The following is a 15,223-nucleotide window of genomic DNA, read 5'->3' on the forward strand; positions in this document are numbered from 1 at the left end:
TTTATACGATCGCTTTTTCTTTATTCTGTTCAACCAAACCATTCTTCTGTAGAATCTCACGAGCTAAGTTCAAGTAGTTGACCGCTCCTTTACATGACGCATCATGCATGATTACAGATATACCAAAACTAGGGGCTTCACTCAAACGTGTATTCCGTTGGATAATAGTCTCGAAAACAAGCTCCGTAAAGTGTGTGCGCACCTCCTCTACCACTTGATTGGATAGACGCAGGCGCACATCATACATCGTCAAAAGAATCCCTTCAATTTCTAAATTGGTATTTAGTCTGTTTTGAACAATCTTTATAGTATTCAATAGTTTCCCTAGTCCTTCCAATGCAAAGTACTCACACTGCACTGGAATGATGACAGAGTCAGACCCCGTAAGCGCATTGATCGTAATGAGCCCCAACGAAGGAGAACAATCGATGATGATGAAATCGTAATCATCTTTGATTTCATCCAACATTTTTTTCATTTTGTACTCGCGTTCGTTAAGGTTGATCATTTCAATCTCAGCTCCCACCAAGTCAATATGTGCGGGTAAAAGATCCAAAAAAGGAGTCTCTGTCGCTTGGATTGCCTCCCGTGGAGGCAAATCATTAACCAAGCATTCGTAAACGCTCGCTTTGATATTACGCGGATCGAAACCAATTCCAGATGTAGAATTCGCCTGTGGATCAGCATCCACCAGAAGCGTCTTATACTCCAAAACGGCTAAACTTGCTGCTAGGTTGATAGAAGTCGTTGTTTTTCCTACGCCACCCTTTTGATTTGCAATTGCAATTATTTTTCCCATGAGATACCGAACCTTTTACAATTTTTGTTTATTAGCATGTTCTCCACTCAAAAATACATTTCCATTACTAAGGAAATGTTTAAATGATGTTAAAATTACTAAATTTGAGAACTTCCTGATGCTATCACTCAGGATGCTAAGATACAAAAAATTGGTTTACGATTTGACAAACTCGTGGATTGATTATTATAAGTAGCAACATAACAATGAATTTAATTATAGCAGGAACAAATCGACTGGGTAGTAACTCATTAAAAGTCGCAGAATATTATAAAAAAGAATTGTGTAAAAAAGGAGAAGAATGGCAAGTACTATCATTGACCGATCTACCACATGACATCCTATTCACGGACTTATACGGCAAGCGTTCTTCCAGCTTTGCGCCTATTCAGGAATTGGTTGCTAAAGCCGAAAAATTTGTATTCGTCATCCCTGAGTACAACGGAAGTTACCCAGGTGTACTCAAGACATTTATCGACGCCTGTGCCTACCCCGTATCTTTCTACCATAAAAAAGCTGCTCTCGTAGGTGTTTCAACAGGCAAATACGGCAACATACGGGGAGTAGACCACTTCACAGGAGTATGCAACTATATGCGCATGCATGTCATGCCCTTAAAAATCCACATCCCGACTATACAGAGCGAATTAAACAGTGAAGGCAACCTCCAAGAAGACGCTACCTATAAATTCGTACAAGAGCAAATTGAGGAAATCATTCGTTTCTAAACGATTATCGTCCGACCTTAATACGGTCTAGGATACTCTCTAAAGTATACGATAGAGGGGATTCATGCAGGGGATACTTACCGAGTTTATCCTTATGTTCTTCATAATGGAACATGGTCCACTCCTGATTATTATATTCCAGAGCAGATAAGTTTTCTATCCAGTCGCCAGAGTTCATGTAGACACATTTACCTTTCTTTGTTTCGACTGTCCGAATCTGGGGCTGGTGGATATGCCCACAGATCACATAATCATAGTGACTCTCTATAGCTAACTCAGAAGCTGTCTGTTCAAAATCACCGATAAACTTAACAGCTTTCTTTACCGAGTTTTTTATCCTTTTAGACAGGGAGTACTTTTCTCTTCCTATTCTATTCAATCCCCAATTAACTAAATTATTGACCCGTATCAACATATCATACCCCCATCCACCCAATTTGGCTAACCACTTCGAGTGCTGTACTGATGCATCGAAAACATCCCCATGAAACACCCAAGCCTTTTTATCTCCAAGATGTAAAACCAACTTATCAACCAATTTAATATTACCAAAACTGATGTCGGAAAACTTGCGTAACATCTCATCATGGTTTCCGGTAATGTAGATCAGTTCTGTTCCCTGATAGGCCATATCAAACAGATACTTGATAACGCGGAGGTGCTGATCTGGAAAATAGCTTTTCTTAAATTGCCATATATCGATAATATCCCCATTCAGAATCAATTTGGAGGGCTTTATCGAATACAAATAATGTAGCACCTCTTTGGCTCTACACCCATACGTTCCTAAATGGAGGTCGGATAAAACGACCAAGTCTACTTCTCTCTTCATAGTTGATTAATACAAATAAAAAGAATGAAGATTAACTTATCATTTTCAGATAGTTAAGAAAATTTTAATTATAGCAGGATTAAATTGGCTCCATAGTCACTTTTGCGCTATGAGTATTACGTTTCTTTTTACTCTTCCTTTTCTTTCCCCACCATACGTAAAAGCCTGTCATCGGTAATGAAGCACAAATCAAACTAGCCAAGAAATACATAATCTTGGTTGTCATACCACCGATAAATCCGGTATGCAATGCATAGTTTGATCGGGATATCCACTCTGCAGCACCTGCTTCACGTACAGGTTTCTGCGAATTAGGTAACAACTCAATTGTATTTCTATCAAATCGTAAATCTCTCCATCTTCCGGAATGCATGTCTGTACAAGCATATATCCTTTTCTCATTTTCTTCCGGAATATGAATGATAACAGCTTCTTTATTCAGCGAAGCTATTTCTTTACGTACTTTATACCAGATCTTGTCAGCCACCATGAGCGCATCCTGAAGTACCGGATCCGTCAATGCAGGCTCCACCTTTTCCACCTTTGGTCTTGGAGGCATACCCCCACTAAGCCACATCACCGATTTACGCATCCATGGAAAAGCCATAATAAGGCCTGTCAGTGCCATCAACAATGCTAACAGCAAGGAATAAAAACCAAGCACATTATGCAGATCATAATTGATCCGCTTTAGCTTAGCCTTCCAATTAATCGTAAAACTCTGTTTTACGGCGCGTTTTGTCCATCTTTTAGGCCACCAAAGAATCACCCCAGAAAGCGTAACCAAGAAAAACACAAAAGTTCCCCAACCCACAATTTGTCTCCCTAGTTTACCTTCGATCCACAAATGCCTGTGTCCCTCATCCATAAAATGAAAAATATCCTCATGATCTACCTCTGCCAGGACTTGTCCCGTATAGGGATTAACATACAGTAAGGTGTCACTATGGTCAAGGCTCACCTTTATCGACTTATCTATTCCATAATACCAGAGACTTGATACCTCGACATTGGGATGTGACTCCTTTATCTTTTGATGAATTAGGCTCGGAGGCAATTGTGAGTCTGCTGCGTGCGCCTCCACCGAGATATAATTAAACACTAAATCCTTGATATCATGTTCAAATACCAGAACACAGCCCGTAATCGACAAGATAAAAACGATAATCCCCGATATCAACCCTAACCAAAGGTGTAACCAAGCATTAATAGAACTAAAAAGATTGCTTTTTTTGCTAGAAGCCATTTTATTAAGAATATTTTTCACACGTAACACAAAAAACAGGCAGCACAAACTGTCGTCCATACTGCCTGTATTCTCTGTCTTTTAATACTGAACTATCCCCATAGCATAATTAATTCCCCCGCCAATTTCTAACCCTCTTTTGACTTCATTTGTATCTAAATTGTATCTCACAACGTAATATTTGGAATCAGCACTCTTAACAAATACATAAATATTAGCACCGTCTACGTGTATTCCATCGCCCGATGTTGTCTGTACCTTACCATATCCAGAATCATTTAGATTCTTAACCAACTTTTTGTTGCGTATGTCAAACACGTACCCTCCTATAAGAGCCTTACCCTCTTTGATGTAGGTATGCTGATCATCTTGGTTGGTGCCACCATATCCTTCTTCGTAAACCTGGTAGTTGCTCAAATCAAAAATGTAATCAGGATCTACTGCTGTAGTACCGGCTTTGATACGCAATAACGTATAAAATTTACTATCCGCCATTGTAGTAAAATAGAAGTTACCCTCTTCATCAAAGAAACTTGACCTAGTTTGGTACCTTGAGCCACTTACTGTTCCGTACCCCGAAACTGAAGCAACTTTTTGGTTGGTGAGACTTGGATAGTCGGCAATTAAAACATAAGCAATGTCAGTTTGCTTGTTATTCTTATAGCCAACAAATAGTTTCCCTTTTGATATCCCAAAACTAGTAGGTGTCACACTGATAGAAGACTTATCCAGGTATTGTTCCGGATTATTAGGATCTTTGATAAGAGGAACCGGAAACTGTACGGGATTATCAGCCTTTAAGATCATTTTGGCTGTATCGATAATAAACACTCTTCTGTTACGCGTTTCAGTCGTAGGATCATAATAACTTGCATAACTCAATACATTTAGTGTATTATTCATAAAGGCTGTCTTAGCCATAAAAGAAGAGTATGTCTGAGAATAATCTATCACCACATTATCTAACTCCTTAACATCTCCACTGGCTATAGAATATTTTTTTATTGCGGTAGCTTCTGAGACATAGATATCATGTCCATTTTGTATACCGTATGTCGGATCTATTTTTCCGGTTACATCTATACCATAGCCTACAGGTGATACGACTCCCTCCTTCATAAGATTTTCAACGGGCAATATATAGTTATAGCTTTGGCCCGCTGCTTCGACCCTTACACCAATACCATATTTTTTATTGCTTACAATATTCTCATCTGGCTTATCGACAGTTGGATCATCCTTACAAGAAACCACAGCCAAGGCCAATACCGACACCAAAAAGGTGGCTTTTAATTTATTAAAAAAATACATAGTATAAAATTTGATTATTTAAATTCTTACAAAATAGACATACGCAGTTTGGTGTAAAATGCCCGTCCAGGTTTCTGTAACCTGAAATTATCATAAACCAACTCGTTGGTAAAATTTCGGGCTTCTAATGTTAGTCCATATTTATTGTGCCCCCAAGAGTAACTTAACATGGCCGAATGTACATATTGTGTTGGCACATAATTCTTGGTACCTACTGAACCCATATTTGCCCAACTCAAATAAAACCAGTGGGTATATTGATTGGTATAAGTAAACTCCGCTCTAGTTCCTTTCGCAAACAGATTATTCTTACCCAATGAAAAATCTAGATTACCATAAACCCAAGGTCTGTTCGGAAGCTGCTGTTTGTATATCGATGATTCAACCTGTTCCGTATCGTCAGTATATCGATTGCTAACTATTGCTTTATCATAACTAACGTTGAAGCTCATACGAAGAAAATCCTTATAGCCATATTTGGCATCAATCTCAGCACCGTAAAGCTTTGCTCCCTTTATATTCTGATACTGAAACTTATTCCCCACGGGTTGCTGCATAAAGTAATTGTCAGCATTCCTCAAAAAACCCGTAACATCGACATTGACAAAATGCACATCATAAATAAAGGTATTGTAAAACACACCCAGGTTGTAATTATTACTCTGCTCCGGCTTAATGGACTGGTTTGGCAACAAATCCACTCCATCTCCAAAAATATTTGAAATCGAAGGTAATCGATATGCTTTCTCGTATGATGCTTTTATGCCTGCATCCTTTTTCAAAAGATAACGTAGAGTAAGTCCATAGCTCGGATAATCTTTGTATCCTGTCTGTCTGACAATGTCTCCGCTGATATAATTACCAGAATCATCAAACACTCTTTGATCTACTGTATTGACGATATCTAGGCCATAGTATTTTAGGAACAAAACGGAACTTAGTCTTTCATCAAGCCACTGTCCCTGCCAAGTCAGGTTTGCGATATGCTTGTTTACGCTCTTCAACAAATCCACCTGTTGTTGATCTATTTCGTTAAGCATATCCTTACTCTTCTGACTGTTGGTAGAAAAATTATAGTTCAAACTCACAATCTGAGTTTTACTATCGTTTAGATGGTAGACCCAGTCAGTCTTTGCGATATAGCTTTTATTATTTACACGCGAATAGCTTTCCTCTCTTGGCCCATCACTCGGTAGATAAGGTGTACCCTGCCAATAATAAGTATATCGAGCTGTATCCCTAAGGTCGGTTTGACTATACGAATAGCTTGCGAATGCATCAACGTAAAGATTAGGAGTAAACAGACTTGACTTTCGATACTGGAGAGTAGGCATAATATAATTATTTTCAGACCAACGTCCGCCATAAACATCATTGATACCAGATCCAAGCTGTAATTGATTTTTATTCTTGGCATAGGTAACACCCAAAAATAACCTATCTGCCCACTTGACATTTTCAAAGCCTCCTTCTACTTTTGCCATCCCTGATGTATAGGCATCGTAAAATCGACGGGCCCGCTCTGTCTTAACGAGTTTCCGTTGTATCATTCCCGTTTCTTCGTCTGTAAAGATTTTCATTCCTCCTTCCAGATCAACACCATATTTAGGGTTGCTATACATTAGATAGTTATTATCCGAATGATTAAAAAATGCATCGCCTTTAATCATAAGACCAGTTTTCACATCTCTTGTCGTCGCTATAACAGAAGCTTGATGTGTATTAAAAGATCCATAACCATAACTAAAATCAAAGAACTGACGATTACGCCGTTTTGTAATAATATTTACAGCGCCTCCCAATACATCTGTTGTCAGATAAGCAGGTACAACACCTTTATAAACTTCGACACGATCCACTAAATTAACCGGAATGTTATTTAAGGTCATTGAACTTCCAAAATTTTCCATAGGGATACCGTCAATAAATATTTTTGCGTCAAGACCATTTATTTTGAAGGCAAACGACGATCCAAGCCCGCCATTTTCCCGGATCGTGACCCCAGGTGCACGCTTTAAAACTTGATTAAGATCAGCAACCTTGCCGCTATGCTCATTCATATCGATGACATTTACGGCAAAACCCGATTGCTTAATCTCCGTAATCTTTCTCTGGTTGGAGGATTGACCCAGGACCTGCACCTCTTCTATCTCGCCTTTTCTTACATGTAGTTCAATATCTAACTTAGATTCTCGATCCGCCTGTAATACTAATGTATGCGTCCGACTTATAAAGCCTACTGCTGAAACCACTACTTCAGCAGTAGATCCTTGTATACCTTCTAATCTATAGAAACCATCTATCTCGGAAAAAGATACCTTAGATTGATTTTTCAAACTGACATTTGCTCCCTGTACAGGTTTACCAAACACGTCCCTGATATACCCCGACACACGCCCATTAATTTGAGCATCTAAACTTGTTACTAATAAAAAAGTAAATAGTACAAAAACACATGTTGACTTCAAAATCTCTTTATTTAGATTAATTATACATAGGTATGTAGCCTATGTATCCTTAAACCGAAGCTGAGAAATAAAAAAAAGTGTATTCTATTTGAGAAAATCGAGGCGAAGTATGTAATCTGCTGTCGATGAAGCAGAAAAAACATTCTCCGTTTTTCCATGAGCAGGAGTATAGCGCCATATTTCATGTTTATTACTTTCATTGTCAATACCAAAGTAGACATAATCACCTTGGACCAAAACATTTTCCTTACGGGTGCCTTTGTCCAAAGGTATATTAATCTTCTCTAGCTTTTTCGTAGCGAGATCTACGAGATAATACTCAAACTGAAAGACAGAGTGGTGGTTTGAAAAGTCAGTATATAGTTCATGTTGTTCACTTCTTATGATTGCTTTTTGCCCACCTACATACCAAAAACCGTATGCATGGTTAAGAATAGTCTTAGAAACATCTAACATATAAGAAGTATCAACCTGCTGTGAGCCTGCTTTCCTACGGAATATTGCAGTTGGTTTTGATAGGCTATTACCTAACGCTACGCCGGGACAACTCATGAAATAAAAATCTCCCTGATCATCACGGGCGCTGTAGCTTTGTACCGTATTCACACCACCAGGATAAGAGGATCGGGTATCCTTTTGTAAATTCAAGACAGCTAATGAAGAGAAATCAAGCGTTGCATAATACATCGTATCTGATGTAGTGTAATCGTCTGCAGTCAGAAACTTCGAATAACAATAGGCTACCCATAGCTTATCATCGACAAAGTCAACTACCCCAATACTCAAAAGGTTAAAATCTGCTACCGATGAGGGGAGTGGCAGGGCCTCCTCCCGTATGAGGGTAAAATTCTTGGTATCTACCACATACATGCGAGCATGAGCTGTAGTTTTCTTCTCTACTGTAAAAAGTAACAGGGTATCCGTATCGTTCTTCCAAAGGTAATTTTCTAGATACCCATCCTTGAATAAAATAGAATCAGTAGCGATCATCTGATGATTGCTGTCAAGCTGATAACGGATGAAATAATCATTTTTCTCTTTAAAATGATAAAAGGCTCCCTTTTTTTGTATATATTCTCGTGTAAACTCTTTAGAAGGCACTTCAATCTCGACGCTTTCACCCGTACGCTGTAAGCTATCCAACAGCACGAAAGTGTTTGATCCATCTTCATTCAAAAGGTATAAAGCATATTCAGGGAAAAAGCTTGTTGAAGTATCTGGAGATGTACAAGAAAAAAGCAATCCTAAAACAGATAACAAACCGATATATAAAGAAGTAAAAAAAAGCTTCATGAATAGTTAGGAAATATGAAATTGTTGCTTAATTCTACGTTGCATAACCGGTGGCAAAAAGATCATTTCTCGTTTTGACAAAATAATGAGCTTTTTTTCTTCCTCACGCTCCGAAACGAAATAAACTTCTCCCTGTTTAAAATTAAAAGACCGATTACTCCGTCCATCCTGCAGAACAAAATCACGCTTAGGCCTTAGCATAATATTTCCTGTCAAAGAGATATTTCCTGACTCAAAGTCAATATTGGCTTCACTATTAGGGCTCAGCATAACATCAAAATGATCTTTAGAAAAAGAAATCACACTTGGTTCAGCATTGGCCGCCTGAAATACAGTAAAGTCTTTCCTAGGCTGGTAAAAACAGTGATAGCCTCCTATTATCATAATGAAGCAGGCTGCAGCTGCAGTCCACCAATATCTCTTTATAGTAGATATACGAGGGGGCGATATCAGCGTCTGAACTATTGATGGAGTAGCGACAGCTGAAGAAATATCTGCCCACATTCCATCCTTTATAGTTTCGTCAACATCCTTCTTTAGATCTAAATCCCCCCAATCCTCAGCATTTAACCAAGCTTGGACAGTAGCAAGCTCTTCGTCATTACACTGACCAAGTTCATGTTTTTCTAAAAGAGACTTACTGATATCCATTTTTACCTTATATGCAAAAATACAAAATATAAAACTATCCTGTTAATTATCTATTGAGCTATCAATCCTGATCTACAAGGTTAGTTCGCAATACAAACAAAGCTTTACTGATATGATATTCTACAGCACGTTCAGAAATAAGAAGCGTCTGCGCTATTTCCTTATTCGTTAACCCTTGCTCTCTGCTCATTTTAAACACATTTTTGCATTGCTTAGGCAAGCCCTCAACGATGGTATTCAATTTAGACGCCAATTCCTTAACCTGCAGCTGTTCATCTTCATACATAACCTGAGATTGAGTCTGTATCACATCATGGTGACGTTGCCGCGTACATTTATTCCTAATATGCTCCAACGACTTCAATTTAACAGATCTTAACAGGTACCTTTCAACATCCTTTATGTTTAGCGTCTCTTTTCGTTCCCACAACGATTTAAAAACATCCTGAACAATCTCTTTCGCTTCATCCTCATCTTCCATGGTTTTTAATGCAAATACATACAACCTTTTCCAGTATTGCTGAAAAAGAAGTTCAAATGTCTCTGCATTGATTGATATACTTGTATTGCTATGAGGGGATTCCAAATCATCGCAAATATACATTTATTTAGATTTATTATAAATAATATTTACGATTCGATCTCGTTATCGCCCCATCCCCTGCTGATCTTGAAATATCTTCTTCGCTCAGATGGTCGCTCTTCACTTACAATTACTCCCTTTTTTTTCAAGGTCCGCACGCTATGATATACTGCTGCATAGCTATAACATTTACTTGCTGGATTCAGCAATAAAAAAATCTCCTCTACATCCATAAAGATGTCTTTCTCTTGCAACAATGCGATCACTGCTTTTTCTGTTTTACTCATAATCTACCGAATTTTCATCCTTATATATTACGCTCCAAAGCGATAGCTAAGGGACAACAAAACCTTTCTATTATCTGGATAGCTCGAGTGGCTCAATACCAGATTGTCATACCTACTTGTTAATCGAGGATTCCCGTTCCGGATGAGACCATTAACCGCTAACTTTATCATGGTCCGATCTCCTAGTAGCTTCTTTTCGACACCAAAATCTACTCCATATGTAGCTTCCTTTCTCTGCACTCCTGTCGTCACCCCTGAGTTATAGTAGCCCAATACTTCGGATCTTATCCCCCATTTCAACTGCAGCGTATGCTTTGAGTTGAAAGACCAACTCGAGCCCTTCGAATCTAAGTCGATAGCATCCACCTCACCTATATACTCATTATGAAATACATTAACATAATGACTTCCCGACCACCATGAGACAAATGAACTATTGTACATCACACTTGCACTATAGTTAATAAAACGCCCTATATTCTCTGGTGTACTGAATGTGACATTTTCATCCTTTGCGGCCCTAGTAATCCATGTGATCACATTCTTGCCATAACTGCTCGATAATGTTGTAAACAACTTGTTTTTGAATCCATGTCCAACTTCGACGGTATAGCTCCGTTCCGATTCTAAATCAGCATTTCCTTCATAATAGGAAAAAGCATTTTCATAGACCCGAAAGACATTTACATCGTGATCACCTGGTCGTTCAATACGACTTCCAAAAGAGGTCCGTAGAAAATTATTGGAATTGAAATTATATAATGCAAAGGCGTTAGGAAATAAATCCATATAATTATTCCGGTTTTTCTTCCCTAAAGTTTTCTGCACAGTCTCTATATAAGCATATTCACCACGCAGCCCCGCTTGATATTCAAACTTGCCACTTTTTCCGGAATAGATAAAATAAGCAGCCTGTACATGCTGTGTATATTGAAAATTATTTGAGCTATTATTATCCAGCGCCCACTTATCGTGGACAAGGGTATCATTCTGGACACTATTATCGATAAAAAAATGGGTGAACTTATAACCCAATTCTAACTTAGAATTAGTATAAGGCTTACTATAGTCCATCCGGGCAGTGTAGGTCGTATTACTTAAGTCCTGAACATTCTTCCTCGCCGATATTCTTTCTACCGCTCCTGTCCCATCTAAAAATTGCGTACGGTACATATTGTCATATTTATTCGTATGCGGTGCATAATCCAGATTTACCTTTAGGAAATGTTCATCTCCAGCGTATTTCTTATTGTAATTAACGTTAAACGTAAGATTATTATACCCCTCATCGAATGTATTTGAAGTTCGTGCATCAGTAGTTACACCAACGGTCTCAGTTCGTGTGTCGACAACTGAGTTTGAAATAAATGTTCCCTTAATCCAATTAATGCTTGCTTCTAGGGTAGTATTCGTATCAATTTCGAAGGTAGCTCCGGTACGCAAACTATGATACCGACCAGGGTCTAGCCTCGTTTCTTCTTTCTGGGTTTGGACTCGAGCCAACTCACCATTACTATAAAACCTATTCTCGGTGACGCTATGCTGCTTAGACTCCTCTCTCCCTACCGATGCATTGACAAAGGTATTAAGCCTATCGTTTTTAAAGTGAAACCCACCACCCATACTTCCCTCTGGCTTACGTGCCTGTCCTGCACGGGCAAAAACATCACCGCCAAAACCTAACCTGCGATTTCTCTTGGTTACAATATTAATTGAACCAGCTGTACCAGAAGCATCCTCTTTTGATGAAGGATTCGCCATCAGTTCCAATTTAGCAATATCAGAAGCCTGCATACCGCGTAATAGGGCGGCAAGCTGCGCGCCAGAAAGGTAGATATCTCTTCCATCTATTTTCACTTTCGCACCAGTCCTCCCCTGAATGGAAAAATTGCCTTTACCATCAGAAACAATACCTGGAGTCTTTTCAAGAAGCTCTAACACATTGTTACCTTCACTGACTACACTTTCCGCCACATCAACAACCATCTTGTCTATATACTGCCGAACAGCTGGAGCCTTTCCTCTTACAGAAATAGCCTCTAGTTCTACAGACTGATGTATAAGCATAGCGGGAATAGCTGTGGCCTTATCCCCCGAAAGCAACCTATAATTCTTACTCAATAAGGTCTCATAACCAATATGCGAATAACGTAGTGTGTAGTCTCCAGCCTTATTCAAGTTAAAAGAGAAGGCGCCATCTTCTGTAGTCTTGCGTTCCATAAAAATAGACGAGTCTGGCAAAGACAATAATTGTACATTCACTTGGTCCAAAGCCTTTCCCTGAAGAGAATAGACCTTTCCTGATAAAGAAATCTGAGCCGTTAGTCTCGAAGAACAGATAAAGAATAAAATAAATAAAAAATAAAGCCTCATGTAGCAAACTAATAGTCCTAAATTAGACTGAGTATAAATTAACTGTTTACTTATAAGTTGCCCAACAACAGCTTTCCCGAACCTTATTATAAATTATTACCGTAGAAATGTAGAGTGTTTGTTATTACGAGTGGAATGACCTGCTTTGCGGAATAAAGAATGTAGACGATAAACATAAAAACTCAAAATTGGTCTATAGCAAAAAAGCATCAGTAAACTGATGCTTTAAAAATCGTGGGAATTACTGGGCTCGAACCAGTGACCCCTACCTTGTCGAGGTAGTGCTCTAAACCAACTGAGCTAAACTCCCGGTAAAAAAAAAGCATCAATTACTTGATGCTCTGTGTGGAGGATACTGGGTTCGAACCAGTGACCCCCTGCTTGTAAGGCAGGTGCTCTGAACCAGCTGAGCTAATCCTCCGAGGCTTTGGTGGAGAATACTGGGTTCGAACCAGTGACCCCCTGCTTGTAAGGCAGGTGCTCTGAACCAGCTGAGCTAATTCTCCATTATATTATTTCTCTTTTAAGAACTACACAATCCCTTTCGTTGATTGCGTGTGCAAATATAGGTCTAAATTTCTATTTTCAAAATATTTAACAAACATTTTTCAACCACTAAAACACAATATACTATAATACAATTAGATAAATTTAATCATAAAACTTCCAAGAAACACCAAACCTAAAATTAGCAGGGTTCATGGGGTATCTCCGTACCGTGTAATAACCTTTTGGTGCTACATATTGATTTGTAAAATTGTTACTCACAAACAGATTTACACGTTGAATATTTGCCGTAATCCAAAAATCAACAATAGGATATGTCGAAAACTCAATACCTACGTTATCTTGATAGAACTGACCTGCGTTTATAGCATAAGAAGGACTTCTAAACGGTGTATTGAACCTAACATCGGTACCGATCCTGAAATCTAGAACATTATACCAAAAGCCACTGTAATAAAGACTATGCCAAGTATACAACTCTGGAGTCATCAATACAGCCATAGCATCAGACTTCTGATACACCACTTTATTATCAAAGGTAAAACTTCCAAACGTAAGCTTCTGAGCAGCGGTAATTTTCAGTAAATTTAGTGCCCCAGTCTGCGTAGGCTCGATAACGCGGTCTAAACGTTCATCGTTATCTGGATTATCGATCTCCTTAAAATATAAGTACTTATTGATAAGAAAATATTCAGCTTTACCACTAAAGCCCAAAGTCTGGTTACTGTACATAAAAGAAAGATTCTGAGTTTTCGTCTTATCAAAACTATTAGACCATTGGTGGTACGTATAATTCATCCTATCAAATACCATTTCCGGTGACTTATTCTGTGTATAAGCTCCTAGCGAAATCTTCCCGATCTTACCCCCTATCGCAATATCAGCATTCGCCTCATACAAAAAATCACCGAAGTTTCGCCCAACTACAATTTGGTCTCCTGAGACTCTCACATTGATACGATCGCTGAATTGGTAAGTCAATTCCCCTTTAACGGTACTATTTTGAAAAAAGTCATTTGTGAGACTATCCTTATACCAGATTAGATCATTTTGAAAACCAAGATTTAACTTTGCTTCATTTTTCAACAACGATTTATTCCGTAGATAAAATGAATAGGTAAATTCATTGCTTATCGTCGTTACACTCGTCGTGTCCCTTACCAGCTCCGCGTTCCCAAAAGGGAATGCTTCCGACCTATCTGCTTCATTCTTAAAAAAAGTGTACTTACGCTGCCTAAATGAAGAGTTATGCGCAATAGAGTTTGTCGGATGTATTTCCATTTCAGGCTGTCCTTTATGTAACGTATCCAATCTTCCTATAAAGTATGATTGTCGTAGAAAAAGCCCATAATCATTCCATTTATTATAAGGCCGATTTTTCTGCTGCCCTGTAAGCCGTACCGGCACACTGTACAATGCTCCCACTTTCGGATCCCGAAACAAACTATCATTCGTTACAGATCCATTTTCCGTAGCGTCCAACTTATTGAATGTAAAGTTCGTGATCATATTATAACGCTTAGTTGGCGATTCATACCAAGAAAAGACAGCGCCTTTGCGATCAGCATAATTTTGATTCAGATAATATCCTTCGGTATTCGCTGCATGATACTCAGCACCTATGTTCCATTGAGGATTAATATTTTGTGCCAACTTTGCTCTAAAGATTTGGTCATCGAAAAAAAAACCTACAGCATAGAGTTCCGAATAGCGCGCACGCGCACGATAATAATTCACAGAATCCGAAGTAATCAGATACCGCTCTAGCCCATGAAAGCCCGGCTGAAAACCAATTCGCTTATCCGGTGTAAACAGAAGATCACGCGTAGCCAAGCCATACGAACCAAGATTAATACTTGGATCCCAAGGAAGATTCTGCTTATTAAAATATTGAAAATTATGGTGTGTCGTATCTATTTGTCTGGTATATGTCGCATACTTCAGCATATCCAGCGTTGCATAACGCACATACTTTGCAGAAAAAACGACAGAGTCCTTCTTATTGTCTTCCAATGCACGTGCTGAATCCAAAGCACTACTAAACCCCTCTTCCTGCTGTGTAAACCCATTGAAACCACAGACTAGAAACATCAGGACAATAAAAAAAATACGTAGACTACTATTCATGAATCTTTTCTTAAACAA

12 protein-coding genes and 3 tRNA genes are annotated in these 15,223 nt (G+C 38.7%); 1 reads left to right on the forward strand and 14 read right to left on the reverse strand.

The features are described 5' to 3' along the window. Nucleotide 1: 1 nt before the first annotated feature. Nucleotides 2–799, reverse strand: coding sequence for a ParA family protein (locus JKG61_RS18500; RefSeq protein WP_133586115.1), 798 nt, complete (start codon nt 797–799; stop codon nt 2–4). Between the two features lie 206 nt (nt 800–1,005). Here JKG61_RS18500 and JKG61_RS18505 point away from each other — a divergent pair, with 206 nt between their 5' ends. Beyond that, entirely contained in the window at nt 1,006–1,527 is a 522-nt protein-coding gene (locus JKG61_RS18505) for an NADPH-dependent FMN reductase (RefSeq protein WP_202104446.1), read from the forward strand. A 4-nt stretch (nt 1,528–1,531) separates the two neighbouring features. On the opposite strand, the gene JKG61_RS18510 is transcribed toward JKG61_RS18505, so the two are convergent. The 13 genes from JKG61_RS18510 to JKG61_RS18570 form a co-directional block, all read right to left on the reverse strand. Next, nucleotides 1,532–2,359 carry a UDP-2,3-diacylglucosamine diphosphatase gene (locus JKG61_RS18510; protein ID WP_202104447.1) on the reverse strand — a complete coding sequence of 276 codons (828 nt, stop codon included), beginning with the start codon at nt 2,357–2,359 and terminating at the stop codon, nt 1,532–1,534. Nucleotides 2,360–2,438: 79 nt separating this feature from the next. Further along, nucleotides 2,439–3,605, reverse strand: a complete 1,167-nt coding sequence (locus JKG61_RS18515; RefSeq protein ID WP_202104448.1) for a PepSY-associated TM helix domain-containing protein — start codon at nt 3,603–3,605, stop codon at nt 2,439–2,441. Between the two features lie 81 nt (nt 3,606–3,686). Then, entirely contained in the window at nt 3,687–4,916 is a 1,230-nt protein-coding gene (locus JKG61_RS18520; protein ID WP_202104449.1) for a hypothetical protein, read from the reverse strand. Nucleotides 4,917–4,942: 26 nt separating this feature from the next. Beyond that, the gene (locus JKG61_RS18525) at nt 4,943–7,384 is read right to left on the reverse strand and encodes a TonB-dependent receptor (protein WP_202104450.1); all 2,442 of its coding nucleotides are present in this window, start codon (nt 7,382–7,384) and stop codon (nt 4,943–4,945) included. Between the two features lie 84 nt (nt 7,385–7,468). Further along, nucleotides 7,469–8,677 (reverse strand): hypothetical protein, encoded by a 1,209-nt coding sequence (locus tag JKG61_RS18530; RefSeq protein WP_202104451.1) that lies wholly within the window; start codon nt 8,675–8,677, stop codon nt 7,469–7,471. Between the two features lie 6 nt (nt 8,678–8,683). Continuing rightward, nucleotides 8,684–9,328, reverse strand: a complete 645-nt coding sequence (locus JKG61_RS18535; protein ID WP_202104452.1) for a hypothetical protein — start codon at nt 9,326–9,328, stop codon at nt 8,684–8,686. A 61-nt stretch (nt 9,329–9,389) separates the two neighbouring features. Next, nucleotides 9,390–9,932, reverse strand: a complete 543-nt coding sequence (locus JKG61_RS18540) for an RNA polymerase sigma-70 factor (protein ID WP_202104453.1) — start codon at nt 9,930–9,932, stop codon at nt 9,390–9,392. A gap of 26 nt (nt 9,933–9,958) precedes the next feature. Beyond that, a complete protein-coding gene (locus JKG61_RS18545; protein ID WP_202104454.1) occupies nt 9,959–10,198 on the reverse strand; it encodes a transcriptional repressor in 240 nt (79 codons plus the stop codon). A gap of 27 nt (nt 10,199–10,225) precedes the next feature. Continuing rightward, complete coding sequence (locus JKG61_RS18550; RefSeq protein WP_202104455.1) at nt 10,226–12,571, reverse strand: outer membrane beta-barrel family protein; 2,346 nt, start codon at nt 12,569–12,571, stop codon at nt 10,226–10,228. Nucleotides 12,572–12,806: 235 nt separating this feature from the next. After that, nucleotides 12,807–12,881: transfer RNA gene (locus JKG61_RS18555), tRNA-Val, on the reverse strand. Nucleotides 12,882–12,917: 36 nt separating this feature from the next. Further along, nucleotides 12,918–12,992: transfer RNA gene (locus JKG61_RS18560), tRNA-Val, on the reverse strand. 7 nt (nt 12,993–12,999) lie between these two features. Next, nucleotides 13,000–13,077, reverse strand: a tRNA-Val gene (locus JKG61_RS18565). 145 nt (nt 13,078–13,222) lie between these two features. Continuing rightward, nucleotides 13,223–15,205: a putative porin gene (locus JKG61_RS18570; RefSeq protein ID WP_202104456.1), complete on the reverse strand. Its 1,983-nt coding sequence runs from the start codon at nt 15,203–15,205 to the stop codon at nt 13,223–13,225. Between the last annotated feature and the right edge of the window lie 18 nt (nt 15,206–15,223).

The sequence above is a fragment of the Sphingobacterium faecale genome (assembly GCF_016746095.1).
In the GTDB taxonomy this organism is placed as follows: Bacteria; Bacteroidota; Bacteroidia; order Sphingobacteriales; family Sphingobacteriaceae; genus Sphingobacterium; species Sphingobacterium faecale.

Coding starts and splice junctions, on each gene's coding strand:
- JKG61_RS18500 (WP_133586115.1), bottom strand. CDS start 799: ATGGGAAAAATAATTGCAATTGCAAATCAAAAGGGTGGCGTAGGAAAA.
- JKG61_RS18505 (WP_202104446.1), top strand. CDS start 1,006: ATGAATTTAATTATAGCAGGAACAAATCGACTGGGTAGTAACTCATTA.
- JKG61_RS18510 (WP_202104447.1), bottom strand. CDS start 2,359: ATGAAGAGAGAAGTAGACTTGGTCGTTTTATCCGACCTCCATTTAGGA.
- JKG61_RS18515 (WP_202104448.1), bottom strand. CDS start 3,605: ATGGCTTCTAGCAAAAAAAGCAATCTTTTTAGTTCTATTAATGCTTGG.
- JKG61_RS18520 (WP_202104449.1), bottom strand. CDS start 4,916: ATGTATTTTTTTAATAAATTAAAAGCCACCTTTTTGGTGTCGGTATTG.
- JKG61_RS18530 (WP_202104451.1), bottom strand. CDS start 8,677: ATGAAGCTTTTTTTTACTTCTTTATATATCGGTTTGTTATCTGTTTTA.
- JKG61_RS18535 (WP_202104452.1), bottom strand. CDS start 9,328: ATGGATATCAGTAAGTCTCTTTTAGAAAAACATGAACTTGGTCAGTGT.
- JKG61_RS18540 (WP_202104453.1), bottom strand. CDS start 9,932: ATGTATATTTGCGATGATTTGGAATCCCCTCATAGCAATACAAGTATA.
- JKG61_RS18545 (WP_202104454.1), bottom strand. CDS start 10,198: ATGAGTAAAACAGAAAAAGCAGTGATCGCATTGTTGCAAGAGAAAGAC.
- JKG61_RS18550 (WP_202104455.1), bottom strand. CDS start 12,571: ATGAGGCTTTATTTTTTATTTATTTTATTCTTTATCTGTTCTTCGAGA.
- JKG61_RS18570 (WP_202104456.1), bottom strand. CDS start 15,205: ATGAATAGTAGTCTACGTATTTTTTTTATTGTCCTGATGTTTCTAGTC.